At 68.6% G+C, this 26,087-nt stretch carries 19 protein-coding genes; 8 read left to right on the top strand and 11 right to left on the bottom strand.

All coding sequences use genetic code 11. The annotated features are described in order from the left end of the window. Nucleotides 1–5: 5 nt before the first annotated feature. Both OV287_RS04430 and OV287_RS04425 read right to left on the bottom strand, forming a co-directional pair. Nucleotides 6–1,682: a hybrid sensor histidine kinase/response regulator gene (locus OV287_RS04430; protein WP_267532720.1), complete on the bottom strand. Its 1,677-nt coding sequence runs from the start codon at nucleotides 1,680–1,682 to the stop codon at nucleotides 6–8. Nucleotides 1,683–1,840: 158 nt separating this feature from the next. After that, nucleotides 1,841–3,148: a discoidin domain-containing protein gene (locus OV287_RS04425; protein ID WP_267532719.1), complete on the bottom strand. Its 1,308-nt coding sequence runs from the start codon at nucleotides 3,146–3,148 to the stop codon at nucleotides 1,841–1,843. Nucleotides 3,149–3,590: 442 nt separating this feature from the next. Here OV287_RS04425 and OV287_RS04420 point away from each other — a divergent pair, with 442 nt between their 5' ends. Further along, complete coding sequence (locus tag OV287_RS04420) at nucleotides 3,591–4,220, top strand: hypothetical protein (RefSeq protein WP_267532718.1); 630 nt, start codon at nucleotides 3,591–3,593, stop codon at nucleotides 4,218–4,220. A gap of 27 nt (nucleotides 4,221–4,247) precedes the next feature. Here the strand turns inward: OV287_RS04420 and treZ are convergent, their stop codons facing one another. Next, nucleotides 4,248–6,092, bottom strand: a complete 1,845-nt coding sequence (gene treZ, locus OV287_RS04415; protein ID WP_267532717.1) for a malto-oligosyltrehalose trehalohydrolase — start codon at nucleotides 6,090–6,092, stop codon at nucleotides 4,248–4,250. 188 nt (nucleotides 6,093–6,280) lie between these two features. On the opposite strand from treZ, the gene OV287_RS04410 reads away from it, so the two are divergent. Continuing rightward, nucleotides 6,281–7,423, top strand: coding sequence for an AAA family ATPase (locus OV287_RS04410; RefSeq protein WP_267532716.1), 1,143 nt, complete (start codon nucleotides 6,281–6,283; stop codon nucleotides 7,421–7,423). A 111-nt stretch (nucleotides 7,424–7,534) separates the two neighbouring features. Next, nucleotides 7,535–9,163 carry a peptide-N4-asparagine amidase gene (locus OV287_RS04405; protein ID WP_267532715.1) on the top strand — a complete coding sequence of 543 codons (1,629 nt, stop codon included), beginning with the start codon at nucleotides 7,535–7,537 and terminating at the stop codon, nucleotides 9,161–9,163. A gap of 82 nt (nucleotides 9,164–9,245) precedes the next feature. On the opposite strand, the gene OV287_RS04400 is transcribed toward OV287_RS04405, so the two are convergent. The 4 genes from OV287_RS04400 to OV287_RS04385 form a co-directional block, all read right to left on the bottom strand. Continuing rightward, complete coding sequence (locus tag OV287_RS04400) at nucleotides 9,246–9,875, bottom strand: glutathione S-transferase family protein (protein ID WP_267532714.1); 630 nt, start codon at nucleotides 9,873–9,875, stop codon at nucleotides 9,246–9,248. 126 nt (nucleotides 9,876–10,001) lie between these two features. Beyond that, a complete protein-coding gene (locus tag OV287_RS04395; protein WP_267532713.1) occupies nucleotides 10,002–11,000 on the bottom strand; it encodes a type VI immunity family protein in 999 nt (332 codons plus the stop codon). Further along, nucleotides 10,993–11,655, bottom strand: coding sequence for a hypothetical protein (locus OV287_RS04390; RefSeq protein ID WP_267532712.1), 663 nt, complete (start codon nucleotides 11,653–11,655; stop codon nucleotides 10,993–10,995). Before OV287_RS04390 ends, OV287_RS04395 begins: the two co-directional genes overlap by 8 nt. A gap of 348 nt (nucleotides 11,656–12,003) precedes the next feature. After that, complete coding sequence (locus OV287_RS04385; protein ID WP_267532711.1) at nucleotides 12,004–13,152, bottom strand: pyridoxal phosphate-dependent aminotransferase; 1,149 nt, start codon at nucleotides 13,150–13,152, stop codon at nucleotides 12,004–12,006. 77 nt (nucleotides 13,153–13,229) lie between these two features. Between OV287_RS04385 and OV287_RS04380 the strand changes: the two genes are divergently transcribed. The 4 genes from OV287_RS04380 (at nucleotide 13,230) to OV287_RS04365 (ending at nucleotide 16,605) form a co-directional block, all read left to right on the top strand. After that, nucleotides 13,230–14,408, top strand: coding sequence for a HEAT repeat domain-containing protein (locus tag OV287_RS04380; RefSeq protein WP_267532710.1), 1,179 nt, complete (start codon nucleotides 13,230–13,232; stop codon nucleotides 14,406–14,408). A gap of 32 nt (nucleotides 14,409–14,440) precedes the next feature. After that, complete coding sequence (locus OV287_RS04375; RefSeq protein ID WP_267532709.1) at nucleotides 14,441–15,430, top strand: HEAT repeat domain-containing protein; 990 nt, start codon at nucleotides 14,441–14,443, stop codon at nucleotides 15,428–15,430. A gap of 60 nt (nucleotides 15,431–15,490) precedes the next feature. Continuing rightward, complete coding sequence (locus OV287_RS04370) at nucleotides 15,491–16,033, top strand: peptidase M23 (protein ID WP_267532708.1); 543 nt, start codon at nucleotides 15,491–15,493, stop codon at nucleotides 16,031–16,033. 194 nt (nucleotides 16,034–16,227) lie between these two features. Beyond that, nucleotides 16,228–16,605 carry a DUF5335 family protein gene (locus tag OV287_RS04365; protein WP_267532707.1) on the top strand — a complete coding sequence of 126 codons (378 nt, stop codon included), beginning with the start codon at nucleotides 16,228–16,230 and terminating at the stop codon, nucleotides 16,603–16,605. Between the two features lie 79 nt (nucleotides 16,606–16,684). Here the strand turns inward: OV287_RS04365 and OV287_RS04360 are convergent, their stop codons facing one another. Continuing rightward, nucleotides 16,685–17,485, bottom strand: a complete 801-nt coding sequence (locus tag OV287_RS04360) for a M57 family metalloprotease (protein WP_267532706.1) — start codon at nucleotides 17,483–17,485, stop codon at nucleotides 16,685–16,687. Nucleotides 17,486–18,029: 544 nt separating this feature from the next. Continuing rightward, nucleotides 18,030–19,088 (bottom strand): Rieske 2Fe-2S domain-containing protein, encoded by a 1,059-nt coding sequence (locus OV287_RS04355; RefSeq protein ID WP_267532705.1) that lies wholly within the window; start codon nucleotides 19,086–19,088, stop codon nucleotides 18,030–18,032. A 136-nt stretch (nucleotides 19,089–19,224) separates the two neighbouring features. Here OV287_RS04355 and OV287_RS04350 point away from each other — a divergent pair, with 136 nt between their 5' ends. Continuing rightward, nucleotides 19,225–20,679, top strand: a complete 1,455-nt coding sequence (locus OV287_RS04350; protein ID WP_267532704.1) for a phospholipase D-like domain-containing protein — start codon at nucleotides 19,225–19,227, stop codon at nucleotides 20,677–20,679. A 12-nt stretch (nucleotides 20,680–20,691) separates the two neighbouring features. Here the strand turns inward: OV287_RS04350 and OV287_RS04345 are convergent, their stop codons facing one another. Both OV287_RS04345 and OV287_RS04340 read right to left on the bottom strand, forming a co-directional pair. Then, a complete protein-coding gene (locus OV287_RS04345) occupies nucleotides 20,692–21,261 on the bottom strand; it encodes a DUF2378 family protein (RefSeq protein WP_267532703.1) in 570 nt (189 codons plus the stop codon). 154 nt (nucleotides 21,262–21,415) lie between these two features. After that, nucleotides 21,416–25,894 (bottom strand): DNA topoisomerase 3, encoded by a 4,479-nt coding sequence (locus tag OV287_RS04340; RefSeq protein ID WP_267532702.1) that lies wholly within the window; start codon nucleotides 25,892–25,894, stop codon nucleotides 21,416–21,418. Nucleotides 25,895–26,087 lie beyond the last annotated feature (193 nt).

Below are 26,087 nucleotides of genomic sequence, written 5' to 3'. Positions count from 1 at the left end.
AACGTTTATGTGCCGCGCCTTGGCGGCGCCTGCGCCACCAGGGCCCGGATGACCTCCGCCTCGAAGGGCTTGTCGATGCGCGGCGTGGACACGGCCTTGAGGAACTCGCGCGCCCGCGGCGTGAAGCCGCCCCCCGTCATGAAGACGAAGCGCGACAGGCACTCGGAGCGCTTCTCCGCCAGCCGCTCGTACAGGTCCATGCCCGTCAGGTCCGCCATCATCAGGTCGCAGAACACCCGGTCGAAGCCGTCGTCCTTCTCCAGCACCGCCAGCGCCTCGCGGCCGCTCTGCACCACCACCACCTCGTGCACCCGTCCGAGAATCCGTTTCATCACCGAGCCGATGCCCGGCTCGTCGTCGATGACCAGCACCCGCTTGCGCGCCTGCACGTCCGCCACCGTACGCGCCGGTGTCGACGAGGCGGTCCCCTGGTCCTCGCTCACCGGCAGCGACACCCGGAAGGTGCTGCCCCGACCCGGCTCGCTCTCCGCCTTCAGCTCGCCCTCCATCGAGTGGATGATGCCCAGGCAGATGGACAGCCCCAGTCCCATGCCGTCTCCCTGGGACTTGGTCGTGAAGAAGGGCTCGAAGATGCGCGCCAGCACCTCGGGGCTCATGCCCACGCCGGTGTCGCGCACCTCCACCACCACCCGCGCTCCTTCCCGGCGCGTCACCAGCATCACGCAGTGGCCCGCAGCGTTCCCCTCCGGAATGGCCTGCGCGGCGTTGACGAGCAGGTTGAGGAACACCTGCCCCAGCCTCGCCTCGTTGGCACGCACCTTGGGCACCGCGCCGTAGTTGCGCTCCACCCGGGTCCGGTGGCGCAGGTGCGGCATCGCCAGCGACACGCTGAACTCCAGCGCCGCGTGCACGTCCACCGGTCCCAGCCGCGTGTCGTCCGTCCGCGCCAGCGTCCGCAGATCCTTCACGATGGTGCGGATGCGCTCGGCTCCCCGGCGAGCGTCCTCCAGCGCCTGCACCGTCTCCCGCAGCCGCTCGGCCACCGGAGCACCCAGCTCACGCGCCACCCCCGAGAGCTGCTCGAGCGCCACGTGCAGGTTGCCCGTCACGAAGGCCAGCGGGTTGTTGATTTCATGCCCCACTCCCGCGGCGAGCTGCCCAGCCACCGACAGCCGCTCCGTCTGGACGAGCTTCTCCCGTGCCGCGCTCAGCTCCCCGGCCCGCTGCCGAGCCAGCGCCTCAGCCTCCAGCCGGCCCGTGTGCTCCTGCACCAGCAGCGAGTCCCGCTCCCGCTCCGAGTGCTTGCTCGGGGAGATGTCCTGCAGGCGCACCACCAGGCCATCCTGGAACCGAGCCAGCGAGGTGCGCAGCCACGTCTCCCGCTCATCCGGCAGGAGCACCTCCAGCACGCAGGGCTGTCCCGACTCCACCACCTGGCGGAACACGGTGAAGTACGCCCGGGCCCTCGGGCTGGTGTAGAGTTCCAGCAGCCGCCGCCCGAGCAAGGGAGCGGAGAAGGCGCTCACCATGCGCTCCGCGCTGGCGTTGGCGAACACCCATTCGAAGTCGACGAGGGTCCCGTCTTCGCCCCGCATGGCGCGCAACACCACGCAGCCGTCCGGGCTGGCCCGCTCTACCTCGGCCAGGGCGCTCAGCAGCGCGTCTCCATCGCCCTCGGGCTGGGGGTTGGGCGAAGCCAGGGCTTGATTCACAACAGACATCCACAATCCTCTACGTCAGGCCCCCCTGCCGAGTGGAGTGCGCAGTCTACCGTCCCCCTCAACGCCAGGGGAGGGCTGCTCCCCTCCGGACATGAAAAAGGCGCGGGGAGTCACACTCCCCGCGCCCGGTGCTTCACCGCTGGTGGGTGGAGCGATGGCTACTCGGCGATCTCACGCACGCTCAGCCACTTGAAGTCCACGTCCGAGGCGCTGTCCCAGCGGAAGGTGGCCAGGGGGCCGCCCCAGGTGATGGGCATGGCGTCCACGGCACCACCGCAGTTGGTGGCATCGCCGCCAATCTGGCCGGAGTCCGTGATGTCGTAGACCTGCTTCCAGGTCACCTTGTCCGCGTTCTCGTTGAGCCACAGCTCCAGCTTCACCGCGGGCTTCCCGCTGACGATGACGTTCTTCATGATGGACTTGAAGCCCACCCAACGGCCCTTGAGCGCGCTGGTGCCCGTCTTGTAGGCGGTCTGGTCGTAGCTCACGTGCCAGGACTCCTTCTGCCAACGCACGCGGCCGTCGTAGTGCAGGCTGCCCTTGTACGAGGAGCCCTCGCAGGCCAGGTCATCGTTGTGGCGGCCACCGCGCGCATACCAGGCGAAGTTGTCGCTCGCGTCGCTGACGGCGTTCACCTTGATGAAGCCCGTCATCTCCACGTTCTTCCAGTCGTTGGCGGCCTGCATGTAGCCACGGCTCGCCAGCACGTCCCGGTCATACGTAGGAATCTTGGACGAGCTGTAGCCGGTGGAGGTGAGCGCATGCATGCGCACCTGGCTGCTCTTCATCTTCCAGGAGCCGTCCGCATTGCGGGTGATGGTGTCCTGCGGATCGAAGCGCGTGTCCTTCAGCGCGTCGTCCTTGAGGAACCACGTCTCGCCGCCCGCCTTCGTCGGGTAGATCATCTTCACGCCGAAGACGTCACTGCCCGTCGCGGGCGGGGGAGTCGTCGGCGGCGGGGTCGTCGGCGGCGGGGTCGTCGGCGGCGGCGTGGTGGTGCCGGTGATGGCGGCCACCTCGGAGATGCTCGCCCAGGTGTTCGAGGTGTTGCCATTCACCGTCACGCGCACATAGCGGGCGTTCGTCGCGGGGAAGGTGTAGCGCTCGAACGAGGACGACTTCCCGGACGAGCTGCCGGAGAAGACCTGCGTGAAGGTGCTGCCATCGGTGGACGTCGCGATGACAAACTTGCTGGCGCGCGAGCTGCCCTGGTACCAGGCGATGTCCAGCGCGGTGAGGGACTGCACCGTCCCCAGGTCACCGCGGATCCACTGGCCGATGCCATTGGAGGACCAGCGGGTGGAGAGGTTCCCGTCAATGGCAGAGGCGGGCAGGTTCCCGTCATTCCCGCTCGCAGTGGCGGAAGTGAAACCGCCGGCCGCCAGCGCCGGAGTGGCGGACAGGGCGAGGACGGAGACAAGTCCGAAGGCGAACAGCCGCTTGCGGCGGATAGAGGGTCGATTCACTGTGTCGCTTCCTTCGTGTTGAGGGGATCGGCACACCCGGCGAAATTCCCGGCGCGCCCTATCCCGTGTGTTGGCCTTCAAACACCTGATTCGCCCATCAATTCCCTCAGATTTCTGAGTATTTTCAATGGGTTATGGGCGCATCCCTCCCTGTGAGGTCACATCGGGCCGATGGACCTCCGCATCAGGTGTTGGCGTCTGGGCCGAGAGGGCCTGCCGCCGGCTGCTTGTCTGCCGACCTGACAGGTCAGCAGGGAGAAGAGGGTATAACAAGTCACATTTCGCACGCCCAGCCCTAGCCAGCCTCGGGAGCGGCGCAATGCCTGCCTGGGGGGGTGGAGTGGTGGGGACGGCTGTGGAGGGTGTGCTTCCAGACCTCAGGTGCCGCGCCCAGTTTTTGACAGCCCCCCGAACGGAAGGGGGGACACAGGGAGGCAACACCATGAACTCCAAGACGAGATGGGGGCTCGGCGCTATCGCCGCGTCCGTGCTGTTGGCCGCGCCCGCGTTCGCCCAGGACGACTACATCCAGGACGACGATCGCGACGAGCGCATCTACGACGAGGGCCGGAGCGACACGGGTGTCTTCAGGGACCTCAACGTCTCGCTGTCGGGCGGCTTGAACACGTACACGGGTGACATTGGGGACGACACGGCCACGGGTGGTTATCTCGGCGTACAGGCCAGCTCCAGACCGCTGCCGCTGTTGGGCGTGGAGCTCGGTTACGAGGGCTCGCGCAACCCCTTCGAGGAGATTGAAGGCGGTCTGTGGCGGCACAACGTGGGCGCACTCGCCAAGCTGGGCCCCGAGCTCCTCCAGAATGGGAACCTGCGACCCTTCGTTGGCGCGGGCTTCGGCGTGAGCGCCCTCAACCCGAGCGAGGGGGGAGAGGTCCTCTTCGACAACGACTTCGTCACCGAAGTGCCGTTGGCCGCGGGCGTTGACTACAACTTCGGCGGCGTCACCGCCGGCGCGCGCGCCACCTATCGGCTCATGGGTGGCGAGGACCTGGGACTGGCGCAGGACGGCAACATCTTCAACTTCGGTCTCCAGGTGGGCGGCGCGTTCTGAGGCACACCGCCCAGGCCCCTGGGGGACTCAGTCCGTGAGGCGAACCACCACGGCCGCGGGTCCCTCGAGCCAGACTTCCCCGCTTCGCAGCGGCGCCTCCCGCGAGGTGCCGCCGAAGCGGGGCTCTTCGGACCACAGCACGACTTTGAAGTGCTCGGGCAGCCGATGCTTCAATGTCCCGCGCACATTGAGGATGACGTAGAGCGCACCCCGTGGGCCGCGGCGCTCGAGCACCAGTCCATGCTCTCCCGTGGGCCGCACGTCGAAGTGGCCCCGGCGGTTGTGCTTCAAACAGGCGTCCGTGGCCCGCAGGTGCAGCAGCTCGCGATAGAGGGTGAGCACTCCCGCGTGCTCCGGACGCTCGGCCTCGCGCCAGTCCAGCTTCGAGCGCGTGAAGGTCTCCACGACCTGCGGGTCCGGCACCGTGTCGCCCGAGAAGCGTGCGAAGCCGGCGAACTCCTTGCGCCGTCCCTCCGTCACCAGCTTGCCCAGCTCGGCATTGTGGTCCGTGAAGTAGAGGAAGGGCGTGCTCGCATTCCACTCCTGCCCCATGAAGAGCAGCGGCGTATAAGGAGACAGCAGCAGCAGCGCGCTCATGGCGCGGAAGGCCGCTGGTGACACGTCCTCGCCCAGCCGCTCGCCGTGCGCCCGATTGCCCACCTGGTCATGGTTCTGGATGCAGTGCACCAGCCTCCACGGCTCTACCTCACCCGCGGGCGTGCCTCGCGCATGACCGGTCACCTGGGACACCTGTCCCTCGTAGAACCAGCCCTGCCGCAGCGTGCGGGCCAGGTCCTCCATGTTGCCGGTGTAGTCGCGGTAGTAGCCCTCGCTGTCTCCAGCGAAGGCGCGGCGCATCTGGTGGTGGAAGTCGTCCGCCCAGACACCGTCGAGCCCATAGCCGCCCCGTTCCCGCGGGTGCACCAGCCGCGTGTCGTTGCGCTCGTCCTCGGCGATGATGACCACCCGGCGGCCGGGAGCTGAAGCCCGGGCGAGCTCGACGAGCTCCGCCACCAGGTGGGTCGAGCCGTCATCCACGATGGCGTGGGCCGCATCCAGGCGCAGCCCGTCCGCGTGGTAGTCGCGGATCCACATCTCCACGTTGGAGAGCACCAGTTGGCGCACCACCGCGGAGCCCTCACCGTCGTAGTTGACGGCCTCGCCCCAGGGCGTGTGGTGGCGGCCGGTGAAGTAGTGCGGCGAGTAGCAGCGCAGGTAGTTCCCGTCTGGCCCGAAGTGGTTGTAGACAGCGTCGATGAGCACCGCGAGCCCCTCGGCGTGGGCCGCGTCGACGAGGCGCCGCAAGCCCTGGGGACCGCCATACGCCGCAAGCGGGGCAAAGAGGTCCACCCCGTCGTAGCCCCAGTTGCGCACGCCCGGGAAGCTGGCCAGCGGCATCAGCTCCAGCGTGGTGACGCCCAGCGCCTTGAAGGAGCGCAGCCGGGGGATGAGCGCCTCGAAGGTGCCCTCGGGCGTGGCCGTGCCCACGTGCACCTCATAGATGACCTGGGCCTCCGGGTCCGGCCCCTTCCACCCGGCATCCGTCCAGGCAAAGTCCGGCACCACCACCTCGGAGGGGCCGTGAACACCGTCCGGCTGTGAACGGCTCCACGGGTCCGGGAAGGGCCCCTCGCCGTCCACCCGCAGCTTGTAGCGCACGCCCGCACCCGCTCCGGCGAGGGTCGCGAAGAAGAAACCGCCTCCCTCGTCGGTCATGGGCAGCGAGGCGCCCGGCTGGCCGTCCCTTCCATACAGCACCACCTCCACCCGCCGGTGCTGGGGAGCCCAGACGCGCCACCGCACGCCCGCTCCCGGCTCCACCCAGGCACCCAGGCGAGGCACCTGCCCTCGCGACACCGCTGCTCGTTCCATGTCCACCTACTTATCCACCCTCGCGCCAAGGGGGATGCATCACGTGGGTCAAGGGGATTGAGAGATGTTCACTGGTGGCCCCCTTCGAGGCGTTGTACGCCCCCTCCGAGAGCGGGCGGGCACTGGCGCGAACAGCAGGCAACGCTTGTCCCGTGCCGTCCCGAACCGGAAAGATGACGTCCAACTTCATGAGCCTACGTCCCGACCACCTGCAGGCCCTCCCCTTCGAGCGCGGCGACTCCGTTCGCGAGCGCGTCGCCGCGTTGGAGGTGCTCTCCCCCCGTGAGATCGATCAACGCCTCTCCGAGCTGGGCTACAGGGGCCAGCAAGAGGCCCGGCGCGCGGCGTCGGTGCTCGCCTACCGCCACCTGCAGCGGCTGCGGCGCATCCACCTGGAGGGGCTCGCCCCCGAGCCAGGAACGCGCGAGAACTGCCTCTTCCTGGGGCCCACCGGCAGCGGGAAGACGTTCCTGGTGGAGCTGCTCTTCAAGGAGATTCTCGGGGTGCCCACCGTCATCGTGGACGCCACCCAGTTCTCCGAGACGGGCTACGTGGGCGACGACGTGACGACGATGCTCTCGCGCCTGTACGAGTCGGCGGGCGGAGACGTGGCGTGGGCGGCCTGTGGGGCCATCTGCATGGACGAGTTCGACAAGCTCGCCACCAGCCGCTCCGATGCCCGCTTCGCCGGACAGCAGACCACCAAGGACGTGAGCGGCTTTGGCGTACAGCGCAGCCTGCTCAACCTGCTGAGCGCGCCGAGGGCGGACTTCCCACCGGACTTCGGCTTCACCAGCCGCACGCCGCCCATGCCGCTGGAGCTGTCGGCGCTCACCTTCATCGCCTGCGGAGCCTTCAGCGGGCTGAAGAGCACGGCGGAGGAGCTGGGTGGCCACAAGGAGCGGATGGGCTTTGGGCGCGAGGCGGGCAAGCGCGAGACGGCCATCGCGGAGAAGGTGACGGACGAGCAGCTCGAGCAGACGACGGCCTTCGCGCGCTACGGCTTCATTCCGGAGCTGATTGGCCGCTTCAACCGCATCCTCTCCTTCGCGCCGCTGGACGCGAAGACGCTGGGCGACATCCTCGAGGACAACGTGCTGCGCGCCTACGAGCGCGAGTTCGCCCACGAGGGCTTGACGTTGGTGGTGGAGCCGGCGGTGCGCGAGTGGGTGGTGGCGAGGGCGCTCAAGCGCGAGACGGGAGCCCGCGGCCTGCGTGCCGCCCTGGTGCCACAGCTGGAGCGCGCCGCGTACGACCACTTCGGTGAGCCGCAGGTGTCCACCGTGCGCCTGGTGCTCGAGGGCGAGCAGGTGCGCGCCGTCACCGGCTGAGCACGGGCTCCAGGACTGCTCGAGGAAACTTCGCAGCCTGCGAAGCGGGCACCGGCGCAGGGGTCACCCATTCCGCCTATACTCCGCGCCCCCGCTTTCCAGGAGAAACCAGTGAAACGCCTTTCCGCAGTCTTCGCCGCCGCGAGCCTCGCACTCGGCGGCATGACCCCCGCGTTGGCCGCCGAGCCGCCTCCGGAGTTCGGTACCGATTGGGATGACCCCCGCACCGCGGCCCCCGCCGTGGAGAAGCCGGCGACGAGCTCGTGCACCGTGAAGATCGTCGACGAGAAGTTCGATGACTTCACGCCCTACACCAGCACCTTCACCCCGCCAGCGGACTGCCCCGGTCCCTGGAACAAGGTGGTGCTGCGCATGGAAGGCAAGGTCCAGGGCGTCCAGTACGACCGGCTCGGGCACCTGGAGGTGGGCGGTGTGACGATCTTCAAGACGTCCACGCCCGAGCCTTCCCGTGAGGGCATCGCCTGGTCGGTGGAGAAAGACGTCACTGCCTACGCGCCGCTGCTGAGCCGGCCGCAGCCCGTCTGGATGCTGATTGGCAACGTGGTCAACGACACCTACACCGGTGTGCTGGACGTGCAGGTCTACCTGACCTTCTACAAGGCGGAGGGCCGGTACAAGCCGGCCGACACCGCCAGCGACGTGATTCCCCTGGCCAACCCGCGCCGCGAGGGCAGCGCGCTCCTGGGAGAGGTGACGGTCCCCCGGAACACCGAGCGGCTCATGGCAGAGGTGTACGCGACCGGCTCGGGCGGTGGCTGCGAGGAGTTCTGGTACTTCACCGTCCCGGCGACGGTGCCCTACTCCTGCCCCGCAGACGCGGGCCCGTACCGCGAGGTGCAGATCGAAGTGGACGGCAAGGTGGCCGGCATCGCCATGCCCTTCCCGCATGTCTACACGGGCGGCTGGGCCAACCCGTTCCTGTGGTACGTGCTGCCGGCGCCGCGCGCCTTCGACATCCGCCCCATCCGCTTTGACCTCACCCCGTTCGCCGGTCTGCTGACCGACGGCAAGCCGCACCAGCTCGCGGTGCGGGTGCTGGGTGTCCCCGAGGGACGCCCGGGTTGGGAGCTGCCGACCCAGGTGTTCGCCTGGAGGGATCCGCACGGCTCGCGAGTCCTGGGCGGTCTGATCGAGCACCGGATCGGAACCCTGGCCAATGACTCGACAGTCGCGCTGGTGGATGGCTGGAACCAACTGGATACGCAGGGCAGCCATCACCTGAGGATCTCCGGCGCGCTGTGGACCTCGCACGGGTGGGTGGTGACGACCGTCGAGCAGTCGGTGTCCAACTCGAGCATGCACCGCTGGATGGGAGACGCGGAGAACCCGGATGGAATCACCGCGACCTGGAAGGACACCAGCACCGTGACGGTTGGCGGGCTCGGTCACTTCCCGACCGTGAGCCGCTCCGAGAAGCGCTTCACGCTCGATGGGCTCATCAGCGTATCGCCGCAGAACCGGCTCACCACGACCATCACCCTCCACGACGAGGCGGATGAGCGCACCACCCGGGGTCCGCGCACGCTGGAGCACCGGGAGCTCAGCGACCTCTACACCGGCGAGGCCGCCTATACATTGGGCGTACCGCGCGCGCAGCGCAACGCGGTGGGAACCTCCACCCAGCGCTACCAGCTGACCGGGGACCATCACACCTGCTACGACCGCGCCATCTCCACCCGTAACGGGTTCGTCATCGAGGACACCCAGCGCTGCGACTGAGCAGAGGCGGTGGAGCCGCCGTGGCGAGTCCTGGGCGCCGCACGGCCCCTCGCCACGGCCGACGCGCTCTTCGCGTCCTGGTCTACGTGGAGTCGGCCGCGGCGAAATGAGCGATCTGGTCGGCGTGGGCCTTCACGAACGCGGGCCGCGCCGTCGCGCGCTTCAGGTAGTCACGCGTCGCGGGATGCGCCGCGAGCCCTTCGAAGCGATCGACGAGGCGCAGCACGTCCGCCATGAGGATGTCGGAGACGGAGAAGGAGCCCGCGAGCCACTCGCGCTTCGCGACCACCGGCTCGAGGCGATCGAGGCGCAGCTTCAGGAAGTCGTCGAAGCGCTTCTCGCTCTGCCCCGAGAACTTGAAGAGCGACCACGGGAGGCTCGCCATCTCGACGGAGTTGAGCGCGGCGAAGAGCCACTCGATCACCTCCGCGCGCCCCTTCGGATCGCGAGGCATCAGCGCCTCGCTTCGCTCGCCGAGGTGCAGCAGGATCGCACCGCTCTCGAAGATCGAGATGTCGCCGTCCGTCAGCCACGGCACCTGCCCGAACGGCTGGTGCGCAAGGTGCTCGGGGCCGCGTTCCTTGAACGACACGCTCTCGACGCGATACGGGAGCTTCGCCTCCTCCAATGCCCAGCGCACGCGGATGTCCCGCACGAACCCGCGCGGCGGCGGAGGAACCCAATCGTAGGTGGTGAGAACGAGATCGCCCATGCGTCGCGTCTACCAAGCCTGACCGACGCTTGCCAACGCCGCCGACGACGCGAGCGTCAATCGTCGACACTGAAGTCCATCCGCGCGACCTCGCTCTGTCACTGGCTGAGCACGAACCCCGATGACCTACTTGAGGAAGCGGCGCCACCAACGCTGAACTTCTTCCTGCGTGTAGCCCTTCCAAGAGTTGGCATAGGCGGGTGAGAACCCGTCCAGCCAGTACTCCAGCACTCGTGCGAGCTCACGATAGGCAGGGAGATCGCGGCCCTGTGCCAGATCTCCGGCCTCCGGCCACTGCCCCAGCGTCACCACGACACGCTCGGTACCCATCTCCTGCACTGTGGTCTCAGGAAAGTGCAACCGGGCGCGCAGGCTCGCCGCGCCGCCCAGCGCGTCCAGCACGGGTTGGCCCAGGAAGTTGAGCCAATGCACGCCGTCCACTCGCGTGCCCACGTGCGAGCGAAGCCCCCCGCGCGGAACGTCCAGTCCCGGGTAACGAAAGATCTCCTCACGGAGCTTGGGCAGGAGGCGGCTGCGCTCCCTCAGGAAATCGAGGGCGAGGCCGGCATGGCCGGTGGAGATGCGCAGATGCGAGGCCATTTCCATAGCCAACTCCCGTACCCTTCCCGGGCCATGCTCTTCGAGAAACTCCGTGGGCAGGGTGGCACTCAACACGCTCACGCTGCCATCCGGGGGCGAACGCCACGGCAGGCGAGCACAATACGTAAGGCCGTATCCGGCCGGTCTGGCGGGAGCCCCAGTGAGATGGATGAAGACGTCGCATCCGCTCTTGGTCTTGCTGCGGAAGAACTCCGTCTCTTCTCCGAGGTCATCAAGGAAGTAACGGGGCTCACGTGGACGCAGCCAGTCCCGCACAACTCGCCAGCCCTCCTCATCAAGGAGGGACTGGGGGGTCTCGTCATCGCCGAACCACGCCTGACAGAGGGTTTCAGCTCCTCCACCTACGGCACGGTGATACGCCTCGATGGCTCGCTCCACCCCCACGAGCAGGTCAAAGTGGTCGTACGGCATGAAGAAGGCGATGCGCACCACCTCCCGGAGCAGCAGTCTCTCTCCCTGCGGAGTGGGTCCGTCGCGGCGAATCCGGGGGTAGTGCTCACTCATGGCTGATTCCCAGCTGGGGCGTCACGATGCCCGATGGGCAATTGCCTCCCAGGCCGTCGTACTCCAAGAGTTGCTGACGTGCTTTGGAGCCGTCCGGACCGAGCGGGTTGCTCTTACTCGCGGACGTACAGGGAAACTTGAAGTCGTAGACGCATTGAACCTTGGTGGGATTGCGCGCGAAGTGCAGAACGATGTCGGGCCGGAGGGAGCCTGTCCAGCGGTTGGTCAACACGTACTGCCCTGATACAGGTCCAGGGGCGTAACGCGGTTCCACGGAGACGTTGTCCGGAAACTCCGTGAAAAGCCTGCGCTGGACACACGCGAAGGCGAGCTCATGCTTCATGTTTCCGAGCTCGATGGCTCGCTTCACTTCATTCCCCTCCTTGTCGCGGACCAGTCTGTCGCACTCCGCGTCATCCGGGTACTTGCCGGGACCGTACTCCCTCTCGTTGACCAGGAAGTCCGCCTCCTTGGCGCACTCGACAAGAATCGTCTCGATACGGCGCACCTCGGCCTCGTCGAGAAACTCCTTGAGGGTAACGAGGGTCCGAGCCGTTTGGAGGGCACGCGACAGCCAGGGAATGGTTGCCTCGTCGCCCGGCATGGAGGCAACACACGCAGGGTTGCGCAGGCAGCCATCCACTGCCGAGTTCATGCTCTGCGCGTAATGGGCCGGCGCAGGTGCAACCGTGGAGCATGCGGTCGGGAACAGCAGCAGTGACAGCACCATCACAGACCAAGGGCCAACACCGACAAGACGTGTGGACACACTGCCTCCCGCAAAGAAAAACGCGGTGCCGGTGTGGGTACCGGCACCGCGCGTCCATCCAGGTCCCGGGGAGCCTCCTCGAGTGCCCCCCTGGCTCGGCACGGCTCCGCTCAGCCGCGGTACTGGTGGATGGACATAATGGGGTAGTTCATCTGCGTCATCGAGATGCGCTGCGAGCCATCCGCGTTCACAAACTCAGAGAAATTCTCGGGATCAGGGAGGGGAAAGTTGCGTCTACCGGCCTAGAATTCTCGCCAGCACCTCCACCCCGCGCAGCACCACCTCGGGCGGCGAGCAGGTGAAGCACAGCCGGATGTGGTGGGGGAAAGGCCCAAAGCTAGGTCCCGGGGCCACCAGCAGGTTGTGCTCGACGCACCGCTCCAAGAGCCCTGCCAGGCCCCCCGCGTCCAGGTGCGCGGAGACGTCCAGGAAGAGGAAGGTGCTGCCCTCTGGAGGCGGAACGCCCAGGCGCGCGGCTGCCTTCGTCCCCGTGTCGCGGTACTGCGCGGAGGCCATGGCCACCCAGGCATCCCCCGGGCCCCGGAGCACGCGCTCCCCGGCCAGCTGCGCGGCGGTAGGGGCACTATAAAAGGAGTGCGTGCTCACCTTGCGCAGCTGCGCCACCGCCTCCTCGGGCCCCACCACGTAGCCGCACCGGTTGCCCGCCATGCCGTAGGCCTTGCTGAAGGAGTACGAGGAGAGCGTCCGCTCCGGCGCCAGCGCACGCGCATAGGTGTGCTCGCCCTCGTACACATAGTCCTCGTACACCTCGTCCGAGAGCAGCCACAGCCCCTCGCGGCGCGCCAGCTCCGCCAGCGCCTCCACCCAGGAGCGCGGGAGCACCCGCCCCGACGGGTTGTTGGGCGTATTGAGGTAGAGCGCCACGCTGCGCTCCGTGAGGCGCTCGCGCACCGCCTCCACCAGCGCCTCCGGGCCATCGCAGTCCAGGAAGGGCACTGGCACCGGCTTGCCATGGAACGCGGTGACGATGCCCGCGATGAGCGGCCAGTAGGGCGCGAGGATGAGCACCTCCTCACCCGGCGACACCAGCCCTCCGATGATCGCCCCCAGCGCCCCCGTGGCTCCCGTCGTCACCAGCACCTGGGAGCGCTCCGTGGGCACACCCGTCTTCGCGCGCACCCGCTCCACCACGGCGCCCAGCAGCCCCGGCATCCCCTGCACCGGCGCGTAGCGATGCATCCCGGGGTACTCCGCCACCCGGAAGTCCTCCATGCGGCAGCCCTCGGGCGGCTCCATCCACGTGTCCCCCACGTGCAGCGGGTACACCTCACCGGCTCTGCTCGCGAGCCGCTCCGCGAGCGCCGAGTACAGCGAGCTCGACATCCCCGAGACCGAAGGGGCGTAGCTGGGATGGCGTGGCATGGAGGCTCCTCATTTCATGAGAAATTCTTGAAGTTCAATCATTCCGTGTGATACCTGGAAAACAGGTTCTTCACACCATGCAACGAACTTCCACCAAGGTCGCCGTTCTCTTCGGCGCACTGTTACTCATTGTCCTCGGGGCGGCGCTGCTGTCACGCCGCTCTGATCTGGCCGGAGAGGGGTCCTCGGACTCCACGGCCTCCGCGGAAGGCTCGACCGGGAAGGCCCGGGGCACCACGGGGTCCTCCAACGCCGCGGGCTCCGCCCAACCCGAGGAGGCCACGCCGAAGGAGGACGTGCTGCCCATGCCGGGGTGCTGGGAGGGCATCGCGGCGTTCGACAAGGACACCTCGCTGGACAAGTTCCGCCAGGCCCTGTCCGCCGCCGTGGGCGCGGGAGACCGGGAGCTGGCGCAGTACCTCCAGGAGCGGCTCACGGAGCTCGTCGGAGGGGACGCCAGCCGCGCGCTCCAGGTGCTCGAGTGGGCGGAGAAGTCCGGCCAGCCGGAGCTGGGCGTGTACATGGAGGCGCTCAAGGACGCCGCCGCCGTGCATGATCCCAAGGTGGTGGAGCGCCTGCTGAAGATGGGCGAGGACAAGGGCGCGCAGATCGTCAACCGGGCCGCGGCCTTCGACACGCTCGAGTCCCAGAAGCGCCTCTCCGCGGCCAACATGCAGCGGCTGAAGGCCGTGGCGATGGACCTGTCGTCGGACTCGGCGGGCTGGGTGGCCACGCGCACCCTGGGCCGGGTGATGAAGGAGGACTACGAGCGCACCGGCAACTTCGCTCCCTATTGGAAGGAGCTGATGGACATCGGCGAGAAGTCCGAGGACATGGCCGTGCGCCTGCTCGCGCTGGAGATGCCGTCCTACTCCAACCCCATCATCGGCGAGGACTCCATCGAGCGGCTCAGCGCCATCATGCGCAACGACAAGGAGCGCGACGTGCGCGAGATGGCGGCCTTCCGGCTGGCCGTCACCGAGACGCCGGAGAAGGCCCTGGAGGCCTACCGCACTGCCTTCCCAGCCGAGCAGGACGAGTGCGTGCGTTGGGCCATCTTCCGCTTCGCCGTGCGTGCCGGCGGGGCCCAGGCGCTGCCGCTGCTGGCGCAGATGGCGGCGCAGGATCCGCGCTTCCTGCAGGACTACCAGGACTTCCAGAAGCTCTACGCCGAGGGCACGGTGGACTTCGCCCGCATCTGGCTGGGCAAGGAAGAGCGCCACCAGTGCCTCGTCGAGGAAGGAGCGCCGCACTGATGAGCCCCCACTCCTTCGAAGGAATGAGTCGCATGAACCGCTCTCCCCGCTGGCGTGTGGCGCTGCTCGCCTCGGCGGCCTGGCTGCTGCCCGCCACCGCCTCCGCCGCCGGGAGCAACGAGCCTCCCCTCCAGCAGACGACGTGCTCCTTCAGCGGCATGGTGGACGAGCTGCGCGCGGCGCTGAAGACGGGCTCGCCCGCCTACCGCAAATACGTGAAGGAGCGACTGAAGATGGCCGCCCGCCTGATGCCGGCCGACCAGCTGCTCGCGGCCGTGCACCAGGAGAGAGACCCGGACGTGCTGGAGGCGCTGGGCGGGGCGCTGGCAGGCAAGGCCAGCTTCAGCGAGGACACCTCCCTCATCCAGCCACTGCTCACACGTGCGGCGAGCGACGCGGACCCGGCCCTGCGCGCCGCGGCGGTGCGCGGGCTGAAGGGGACGGGCTCGGTGGACGCCATGGGAAAGAACGGCAACGTGGTGACGTACGAGCAGCTCATCCGCGACAGCGCGCCCGAGGTGCGCCAGGCGGTGGTGGAGAACCTCGTCCACGAGAGCGCCAAGGTGTACTTCGGCCACGACAAGACGGTGTCCGAGACGGCTGTGGCCACGGCCCTGGCCTCCAAGGACCCCGAGGCGGCCGCGAAGCTGCTCTCCGAGGTCTCCATGGAGCGGGTGGGCCACGACACGGTGGAGCGGCTGCGTGGAAACCTGCGCACGGACCACCCGGGCCTGCGTGCAGCGTCGGCGACGGCGCTCGGTGGGGTGCCGGGGGCCGAGGCCACGAGCACGCGCCAGTCGCTCGTCGAGCTCTACCGCAACGAGAAGGACCCGGCCGTGCGCAAGGCCGCGCTGCAGGGCATCGCCCGGCTGGGCATGGGCAGCGCGCGGGCCACGCTCGAGTCGCTGCGCGGCGTGGCACCGGGGTTGGACCCGGAGATCGACGCCTGGCAGTCCGCGCTCGGCCTGGGCTTGCAGGAGTGGCACCTGCTGCTCCGCGAGAAGGAGCGCATCCGCAAGTAACGGGGGGAAGGCAGTTCCTCACGCAGTGAAGCACTCGGAGTGACGCACTCAGGAGGAAGTATGAACGCGAAGAAGATGATGTACGCCGCCGCGGCGCTCGTGGCGGGCTGGGCCGGGGTGGCCGTTTCCGCGACCGCCAAGGGCCCCATCTGTGACACCGCCGCGTACGTGAACTCGACCACGTACTACAGCTGCTCGGGCAGCAGCCACACCGCGCTCGATATCGGCAACGGCTCGTGCAACGAGTGGAACCACCGCGGCATGCTGGCCGGCAGCTACTACTACCAGTACTTCGGTGGCTGTGCGGGCGCCTGCTACGGCTCCACCTGTAACGGCGGCGCGGGCAACTACTACGTCGTCACCGGCGCCAACGGCTGGGACTTCCGCCAGCTCCACTTCTACGCCAACGTCAGCTCCGGCTCGAAGACGTGCGACGGCTGTGCGCTCGGCCTCGTGGGCGGCACCGGCCAGGCCACCGGCCCGCACGTGCACGCGGACAACCGCCAGTACGCCACCCGCAAGTCGGCCTGGTACACCAGCAAGGGCACCACCTGCGGCACCAACGCCTACTGCGGCAACATCATCGGCGCCCCCACGCTGTAATCCGCCGCCCCCACTGCCCCGCCCCTTCACCGGGCGGGGTGGTTCCCCGGGACGTGGTCCGCCCTCCTCACGAGGGCTCGAGGCCCGCCCGTGCGCCTGCCTCCCTGACAGGTGGGAAACCCGACTCTTCGCCCGCTTCCCCCGTGGCCGCGCCCGCTCCGGCTGCCCACCTTGGAACCAGTGCGGAGGGCGTCATGCATCACACGCGAGAGATTCCCCGTGAGGGGTGGGCCGACTACCTCCTCCTGCTGAGCACCATCGAGCGCGACCAGCAGGTCCGCATCCAGGCCGGCGGTCCGGAGCTCGGCGAGCAGACGGTGGCTCGGGACCTACCGCTGGTGGAGATCTCCATCGAAGAGAAGGGCAGCGACCAGGGCGCCATCGAGGTGACGGTGGGCCGGCCCGGCGAGGAGCTCACCCATCGGATTCTGCACCCGGAGCACGTCTGGGCCGAGGAGAGCGACAGTGGGGAGCTCGAGTGCCTCGACATCGAGGACACGGACCACGTGAAGACGCTCATCTACTTCGAGTCGCAGGAGGTGCACGAGGAGGCCTCGCCACCCCCGGCGTGAAAAACGACGAGGCCGGAGACGCCCCGCCCCACGTGGAGGCGTGCATCCCCGGCCCTGTCAGCTCAGACGAGCGGACGGATTACGGGTACAGCGCGCGGGCGCCCTGCTTGTCCAGGGTGGTCAGCACGAGGTCGCCCGTCTGGGTGCCGTTGCACTGGGGGTAGTGCATGACGGAGGAGCGGTCGTAGGTGGTGGTCAGCGCGCGCCACTGGCTGTCCTCGTAGCAACCCGAGGCGCTGGAGCGGGTGTGCTCGTGGCGGAAGCCGAGCACGTGGCCCAGCTCGTGGCGCAGGATGCCCGTCAGGGTCCAGGGCGAGATGCTGCCGAAGGAGCTGCTGTCCACGAGGACGTTGCGGGCCGAGCGGCTGGAGTTCGGGAAGAACGCGCGAGCCAGGTAGCTCTGGCCGCTCACCATGCGCACGTCGAAGAGCACGCCCGCCTGGGACGCGGTGCAGTTCGAGTCGTAGGTGGTGGAGTGGACAAAGTTCACGCTGGCCGTGGCCTCCCAGGCCGCGGTGGCGCTGTTCATCGCGCTCACCATGGTGCTGTAGCGGGTGCCGAAGGAGGAGGAGCTGATGCAGTAGGTGAGGTTCATCTTCTGCGTGCTGCTCCACTTGATGTCGCCGCCGATGTAGTACACGGCCAGGCCATCCTGGGTGGCGCCCACGTCGCCGTTGGCGACGAAGTTGTCGTAGTACGCCTGCAGGCCCTCGACGCCCTCAACGGCCTCGTCGCCGTTGACGACGTACACGTTGCCCTCGTCGTTGATGGCCGAGGCCTTGAACTCCTCGAACGAGGGGATACGGGTCTCGGAGGCCTCGGGGCCACCGCAACCAACGAGAGCAACACCGGCCAGCAGGGCCATGGAAAGCTTACGCATGGGGGTTTCTTCTTTCGGGGAACGACGTGGGGTTGGACGTGGCCGCCTGGGGTACCAGCCGCGACCTCGCGCCCCTTCCCTTGAGCAACCCCCGGGCCAACAGCCGGGCTCACCGGAAATCGAGGGCTTAGCGGAAATAACGCGAATAGCTGTGGAGTGTGGTCACTCCAGACCCTCCGTGCTTCCGCGTAAAGTGCTCTGACATTCCCGCCGGAAATCCCCTGTTATTCCAAGGGATTGGGCCAATAACATTTTGATCGTCCGGGAATCAGACGCCGCTGTTGCTGAATCGGACAGTGGGCACACGGCTCCCGTACCGGGTAGACCCTCCGGAAACGAGAGTGGCCACACACCTGCCCAACTACAGCTACAGCATCGAGTTACAGCCCTGCCGAGCCGGCAAAGCTCCCAGACAGCGCCATACTTTACCCTCAAACTTTATTGCCTTCAACATTTTGAAGGCAAACCACACACCCGGGAATCAGCCAGCGGGTGTCTTGGGGCCAGTCCTGGAGTGGGAGGCCCGCCCGACGCGGGGCGGCGCTCAGCCGTTGGCGGCCTCGGGCAGCTTGATGGGTGGAGAGGCGTCCTCGCCCTGGGCGAAGTAGATGCGCTCGAGCAGCTTGCGGTGATGGATGAGGGGCTTGTCGTACTTGCCCAGCCGCATGCCCTTCATGCTGTAGGGGGTGTGGGCCACCAGGGGGATGAAGCGGGCGTCGTCGCGGACCTCGTACCAGGCCAGGGCGAGCGCGGCCCGACGCACCACGGGCATCAGCGGGCGCAGGCGCTCGTCGTGGAGCAGGCCGAAGGAGAAGACGTGCAGGCGCGTAGTGGCCGCCGTCTCCGGCACGAAGAAGATGATGGCGCGGTTGGTGAAGGGGCGCTGCTCACCGGCGGGGCCCGTCCAGGTGATGGTGTAGTCGGTGCGCACGGGATCGAAGCGCGTCACCCAGTGGTTGTGGAAGAAGTCGCCGTTGCGCAGCAGCAGCAGGGGAATCAGGAAGGAGCGCCGCTGGGGAGCGCGGTAGCGAACCTCGGTGCGATCCTCGAAGTTGTGAGCCTCGAAGTCGATGTCCTTCGCCTGGAAGCGGTCCCACCCCAAGCGGGTGTGGACGAAGGGGGTGTGCTCGTCCTCGCTGAAGTTGTCGAGCGCCACGTGCAAGGGCGCGCGGAAGAGCATGGAGAACGAGCCGTTGAAGTCGTAGCCCTGGGGGGCGAAGTCGGGGAAGGCGGACAAGGGCGTGTCGCGTGCGGAGAGCCACAGGTAGCCGAAGCGCTCGACGAGCTGGAAGGAGCGCGCGTCACACTTCTTGAGGTCGGGCTGGCTGGGGCTGCGGCCGCGGCCATCGGCGTCGAAGAGCCAGCCATGGTAGGGGCACTCGAGCTGGCCCTCGCGGGTGATGCGGCCGGCGGACAGCGGGGCCATGCGGTGGGGGCAGGCGTCTGCGAGCGCGGCGGGGCGGCCCTGCGCGTCCCGGAAGAGAGCATAGGCGCGGCCGGCGAGCTCCACCCGCACCGGCTTGTCCTTCAGCTCGCGGGCGGAGAGGACGGGGTGGAAGAAGCGGGTGACGTCGGGCATGGGCGCGTTGGGCGGAAGCTCCATGGGGGAGCAGTATACGCCCTACCTCCAGAGTGGCTCTGAAGGATGCTGGACGGGGCCCCCTCCCCTGCCCGCTCCCGGGCCAGGAGCGTGCACATATTGTCTCCCGAGCCCGGCGAGTGGACCGGGTGGAGGGAGGATGAGGCTGGAATCGCTGTTCCTGGAGGTCTGGCCCCACGTGGCGGCGGCGCTCACGGTGGTGGCCAACCTGCTGGCCACTGGGCACGCGGTGCTGCGCAAGCGAGACGTACGCGCGGCGGTGGCCTGGGTGGGACTGGTGTGGTTGGTTCCGCTGGTGGGGGTGGTGCTGTACCTGCTGCTGGGCATCAACCGCATCCGCCGCCGAGCCCGCTCGCTGACGCTGCGCCAGGAGCACGGCCAGTTCCCCCCGAAGTCGGCCGTGGCCGCATGCACTCCGGAGCAACTGGCGGCGACAGTGCCTCCGGCAGCACACCTGGCCTCGCTGGCTCGCCTGGTGGACGAGGTAGTGCGCCACCGCCCCCTGCTGCCGGGCAACCAACTGGTGCCCCTGGAGGCCGGCACGGGCGCCTACCCGGCCATGTTGGAGGCCATCGACGCGGCGCGCACCTCCATCTCCCTGTGCAGCTACATCTTCGACAACGACGAGGCGGGCCGGCGCTTCGTGGATGCACTCCGGCGGGCGGTGGAGCGGGGGGTGCAGGTGCGGGTGCTCATCGATGCGCTGGGCGTGCGCTACGACTGGCCGCCCATCACCGGCCGCCTGCGCCGCGCCGGGGTGAAGGTGGCGCGCTTCCTGCCCACGCTGATGCCAGCGCGCCTGCCCTTCATGAACCTGCGCAACCACCGCAAGCTGCTGGTGGTGGACGGGCGAGTGGGCTTCACCGGGGGGATGAACATCCGCGAGCACTTCCTGCCCGGCCACGGCGACGCGAGGGACTTGCACTTCCGCGTGGAGGGCCCGGTGGTGGGGCAGCTGCAAGAGACCTTCGCCGAGGACTGGGCCTTCACCACGAAGGAGCGCCTGCACGGGGAGGCCTGGTTCCCCCCGCTGGAGCCCGCGGGGCCGGTGATGGCGCGAGGGATTCCAGATGGCCCGGACGAAGACTTCGAGACGCTGCGCCTGACGCTGCTGGGAGCGCTGGCCTGCGCGCGGAGCACGGTGCGCATCGTCACGCCGTACTTCATCCCGGACTCGGCGCTCGTCACCGCGCTGAACGTGGCGGCGCTGCGGGGCGTGCGGGTGGATCTGGTGCTGCCCGAGAAGCTCAACCTCCCGGTGGTGCAGTGGGCTTCTGTCGCGCAGCTCTGGCAGGTGATGCGTCCCAACAGCCGCGTCTTCCTCTCCGCGCCACCGTTCGACCACACCAAGCTGATGGTGGTGGACAGGGTGTGGTCGCTGGTGGGCTCGGCGAATTGGGATCCGCGCTCGCTGCGGCTCAACTTCGAGTTCGACGTGGAGTGCTACGACGCGCAGCTCGCCCAGCACCTGGACGCCCTCATCGAAGAGAGGCTGTCGCGCTCACGGCTGCTCACGCTGGAGGAGCTCAATGACCGGCCGCTGCCCATCCTCCTGCGGGACGGAGTCGCCCGACTGCTGTCGCCGTACCTGTAGGCCCGAGCCGCCTCAACCATTGACGACCTGGGCCTCGCGCCAGCGGATGTCGAAGGTGCAGGAGGTGCCATCGTAGGAGGCCACGTCCACGTGCACGTTGCGAGCACCGGAGAGCTGCTGGGCCCGGAGAATGAAGCCCGCCGCGAAGGAGGGCACGTCATCGAGGACGTCATTCATCCACAGCTCGAAGCGACGCGGGGAGTGCCCTACCAGGCTCACCTCGCTGAAGTTGTTGCCGCTGCGCAGGTCCTGCCCGATGCGCTCCAACATGCGCCGAGGGCCGAGCGCCGGCGCCAGCTCCGCCACCACGCGCCCCGTGAAGGTCTGCAGGTAGCCCTCCATGTAGTGGATGCCCATCCACCAGTGCGCCTCGACGGGAGACAGGTGCGGGTAGATGGCCTGGGAAGCGACATGCACGAACGTCTTCCACTCGTCCAACGGGTAGGAGACCTCGAGCGGCCTCTCCAGGTCCAACCCTGCCTCGCGCAGCCGTCTCCGGTCGAGGTCCGACAAGCTCGCCCCCAACTCGCGGACGAACAAGGCCTCGACGGCCGTGCCAAACACCACTTTCTCCGGCGACATGACGATCCCTTCGGCACCTCATCGGCGCGCTGCCAGGAAAGCGTTTCCGGCGGCAAGGCGCTGCCCTCGCCGGAAGACAGTGCTCACTTTCTCATAAAGAAAAATGCCTTCGCCACTCCCCTCTTGAATGGGATTCGCGGAGGTGCTGTAGGCCTCAGGACGACATGCGACCAACGAGCGAGAGGATGGCCTCCCCGTAGCGCTCGGCCAGCTTGGGGCCGACGCCGTGGATGCGCTGCAGAGCCGAGCCATCCCGAGGGCACGCGGTGGCAATGGCCCCGAGCACCTTGTCGGTGAGGATGCGGAAAGCGGGGACGCGCCGGCGGCGGGCCTCGGTGAGCCGCCAGGCCTTCAGCGCCTCCACGAGTTGGGGAGAGGGAGTGCCCACGCCCAAGGTGGCTCCACTGCGCCTGGAGCGATCCAGAGCTCGCGCCAAGGCCTCCCGGCCCCGCGGAGTCGCACTCGTCTCGTCCTGCGCCTCGTCGTACTCGTAGGCGACCTCGGCCGGCTCGGGAGCCTGGCGCTTCCTCCTACCCCCGGAGGCGGCCTGCTTTCGGCGCGAGGCCTTCTTACGGCTCCCCCCTGCCGAAGCACCCTTGGTCCGAGAACCGCGCCGCTTGCGTGCGGGGGCCTCCTCCGGACGCCCCGGCAACTGCACCTGCCCGGGAGAGGGCTCGCGCGTGCGCCGGCCCTCGGGCGTGAGCGTCACGCGCTGGAAGGTGATGCTCTGGCCGTCCTTCTCGAAGGCGTCCTCGGACAGATGCACGAGCCCGGCGCGCACCAACCCCCCGAGGAGCCGCTCGAAGTCGCGGCGGGGCAGCGCCTCGCCGAACAGCTCTCGGTGGAGCCGACCAGTGGCCTGGCCATCGCGCTCGTGGAGCGCCTCGAGAATGCGCCCGAGCGCGTGGAGCTCGGTGGAGGTGGGCTCGACGAAGCGCAGGGTGGCGCAGGAATCGGGGGCGCAGACGTCGCACAGGCCGCAGGGAGCGCCGGTGTCCTGCACGTCGCCGAAGTGCGCCACCAGGTGCCGCATCCGGCACCCGTGTGCCTCGGCGTAGCGGGCCATGTGCTCGAGCTGGGACTGCTTGTGCTCGCGCTGCGCCGCGTACGAGGCCGCCCAGCCCGTCCGCCCGCGACGCACCGACTCGTCCGGGCTCACCTCCACGCCACCGTGAATCCACAGCTGTTCGAGCGCCTTGTCGAAGGAGTCCACTGACACGCGTGCTCGGGCCGCTAGCGACTCCTTGGGCTCCGACTCGTCGCGAGCGGCGCGGTAGATGCGCTCGAGGACGGAGGGCTCGGGGTAGTCGCGCTCGTGGAAGAACTCGTGCGTGCGCCGGTCGATGAAGGAGTGCAGCAGCACCGCGCGCGAGGGCTTCCCATCCCGGCCCGCGCGGCCCAGCTCCTGGTAGTAGCCCTCCACGCTCGCCGGCAGCGCGGAATGCACCACGGTGCGCACGTCCGCCTTGTCGATGCCCATGCCGAAGGCCGTCGTCGCGACGATGACCTCCAGCCGGCCCCCGAGGAACGAGGACTGCACTTCGTCGCGCTCCGAGGCGCTCATGCCCGCGTGGTAGGTGCCCGCGCGGAAGTCCATGCCGAGCTCCTCCGCGTACCGCTCCGCATGCTTGCGCGTGGACGCATAGACGATGGCCGGACGGTTCGAGGGATCGGCGAGCAGCTCGCGGATGGCATCGGAGCGCTGGCTCGGGTTGAGCTCGCGCACCTCGATGGCGATATTGGTGCGCCGGAAGCCGTGGATGAAGGTACGCGCGGGAGCGCTTCCCGCGCCCTCGAGCCCGAGCTGCTGAACGATGTCACGCTGCACATCCGGGGTTGCGGTGGCGGTGAGCGCGATGACGGGCGAGGGACGCAGCATCGGCAGCCGGGCCCCCAGCAGCCGGTAGTCCGGACGGAAGTCGTGCCCCCACTGGGAGATGCAGTGGGCCTCGTCCACCGCCACCAGCGCGGGCGTGCGCCGGGCCAGCAGCTCCACGAAGCCCGGCACCCCGAGACGCTCGGGCGCGATGAAGAGGAAGTCCAGCCGCCCCTCCAAGTAGTCCGCGCACACCTGGCGGGAGGTGGCCCTGTCCCGCCCCGAGTGGATGCGCTCCGCCGCCAGCCCGAGCGACTGGAGCCGCGCCACCTGGTCCTCCATCAGCGCGATGAGTGGGCTGATGACCAGCGTCGTCCCCGCCCGCGCGAGCCCGGGAAGCTGGTAGCACAGCGACTTGCCCGCTCCCGTCGGCATCACCAGCAGCAGATCCTTGCCTTCCGTCGCCGCGCGGCACACCGCCTCCTGGTACGGCCGGAAGTCCGCGAAGCCGAAGACCTCCTTCAGTAGCCCGCGCAGCTCGGACGGCCTCGTGGGCTGGCGCGAAGTGCGCTCGGGCCTCACCGTGTTCGGGCTTGGGATTGAGCTCGGAGAGGTGAGGGTGAGCGCGGGACGCGCGGTGTTCTTGGGAGATGCGAGGGGCTCGGCGGATACCTGGTTGCGCCTCGGCTGGGACAGACCCTCACCCTGACCCTCTCCCAGAGGGAGAGGGGATTCACGCGGGGGCAACCTGGGACCCGTCGCACCCTCACCCCGTCCCTCTCCCGGTGGGCGAGGGGTATTTGGGGTATTTGTCTCTCTTGGGTGGGTGGGCGCTCTGGAAGTGGCTGCGCCTGTGGCCACATGGGGCATGAGGAGGTTGGGCGGCACCTTGCCCACCACTTCGATGATGTAGGCCTCGATTCCTCTCAGGAAGGACTCCAGGTCCCCACTTCCCTGCTCGATGCGCTGCAGCCATGCCTCCCACTGCCCCGTCATCGCTGGGCTCTTCACGTCCGGATGCACCACCCGGATGAGCCCGATTCCCTTCTCCGTCGCCTCGAAGGACTTGCCCCGCCTCACCAGGTAGCCGCGATCCAGCAGCGTCTCGATGATCGCCGCGCGCGTGGCCGGTGTGCCCAGCCCCGACTCTCGCATCGCGTCCGCCAGCTCCTTGTCGTCCAGCGCCCGCCCCGCCGACTCCATCGCCGTCAGCAGGCTCGCATCCGTGAGCCGAGGCGGCGGCCGCGTCCGCTTCGTCACCGGCTTCACGTCCCGCACCGCGCGCGCCTGCCCCTTCGCCAGCCCCGGTGGCAGCTCCTGCTCGTCCTCCGGCTCCTCCGCCTCGGCCTCGCTCCCCTTCTTCCCCGCCTCGCGTGGCTTCGGGGCCTTCTGCCCTCCTCCCACGTCCAGCACCTTCCAGCCCTCGCGCACCACCATCGTGCCCGCGCTGTGGAAGCGGTCCACCTCCGGCACGCCTTCGCCCACCACGGGCGAGGTGACGGCGGTGATGACGGTCGTCACCGACCAGACGAACTCCTCGTGCCAGGCCGCCAGCAGCCGCCGACAGACGAGCTCATAGATATGCCGCTCGTCTTGGGACAGCCTCGCGCTCTCCGGCGAGGTCGTCGTGGGGATGATGGCGTGGTGGTCCGTCACCTTCGCGTCGTCCACGAAGCGGCGCCCCAGCGGGCGGTCCCCGGTCCCTGGCGCGAGCAACGCCTCCCACGGCCCGCGGATGGCGCGCACCACGTCCGGCAGCGTCTCTGAGATTTGCTTGGAGAGGTGCCGGCTGGAGGTGCGCGGGTAGCTCAGCAGCTTGTGCTTCTCGTACAGCGCTTGCGCCAGCTCCAGGGTGCGCTGGGCGCTGAAGCCATACAACCGGTTGGCGTGGCGCTGCAGCTCCGTCAAATCATAGAGCAGCGGCGGCGCCATCCGCTTCGTCTCGGAGGTGACGGACTCCACGGCGGCGCGGCCCGCCTTCACGCGCTCGACGATGCGCCCGGCCTCTTTGCCATCCGCCGGCAGACGCCGCGCCTCGCGCGCGTCCCACTCCTTCTCCTTGCCCGGCTCCGCGGGACGGAACCAGGTCCCCTGGTAGCTCCCCGGCGGCCCCTCGCGACCCGCCGGACCGAAGGTGGCCAGAATCTCCAGGTAGTCCTTCGGGACGAAGTCGCGAATGGCCAGCTCTCGCTCCACCACCATGGCCAGCGTGGGCGTCTGCACCCGCCCCACCGACAGCATGTCCCCGCCGCACGCCAGCGTGTACAGGCGCGTCAGGTTCATCCCCACCAGCCAGTCCGCCCGGCTGCGCCCCTTCGCTGCGTCCGCCAGCGGCTCGTAGTCGCGCCCCGGCCGCAGCAACCGGAAGCCATCGCGGATGGCCCCCTCCGTCAGCGACGACACCCACAGCCGCTTCACCGGCTTGCGGCACCCGGCGGCCTCGTAGATGTAGCGGAAGATGAGCTCGCCCTCGCGCCCGGCGTCCGTGGCGCACACCACGATGTCCACCTCGGGCGCGTTCATCACCCGGCGCACCACCTTGAACTGGCTCGCCGTCTTCTCCTCCACCACCAGTGGCCAGTCCCCCGGCAGCATGGGCAACCGCTCCCGCTGCCAGCGCTTCCACTCGGGCCGCATCTCGTGCGGCTGGGCCAGGCCCACCAGGTGGCCAATCGCCCAGGTCACCACGTAGCCATTGCCGCGGTAGCACCCCTCGCCCTGCTCGCGAGCGCCCAGCGCTCGAGCGATGTCGCGCGCCATAGACGGCTTCTCCGCCACCACGGCCAGCACGCCCCGTCCTCCGTCACCCATGTTCATCCCACCTCATCGCATCCTCCCCTCCTCCATACCGCGCCGTCCCCACCCACCTGCAAGGCCGTTCAGCCCGACGCCTGCCTGCTCGGAGTGCGGGCGGGCTGGCACGGAGTGTCAGTCCGATCGCCCCACGGCCCTCCCGGGAGGCGCCTCGCGCATGGCTTGGCGCGCTTACGCAAGCGGTTGGCGTCTGCGA

It is taken from the genome of Archangium lansingense (assembly GCF_026626635.1).
GTDB lineage: Bacteria > Myxococcota > Myxococcia > Myxococcales > Myxococcaceae > Archangium > Archangium lansingense.
This window is presented reverse-complemented; position numbering and strand designations above follow the sequence as displayed.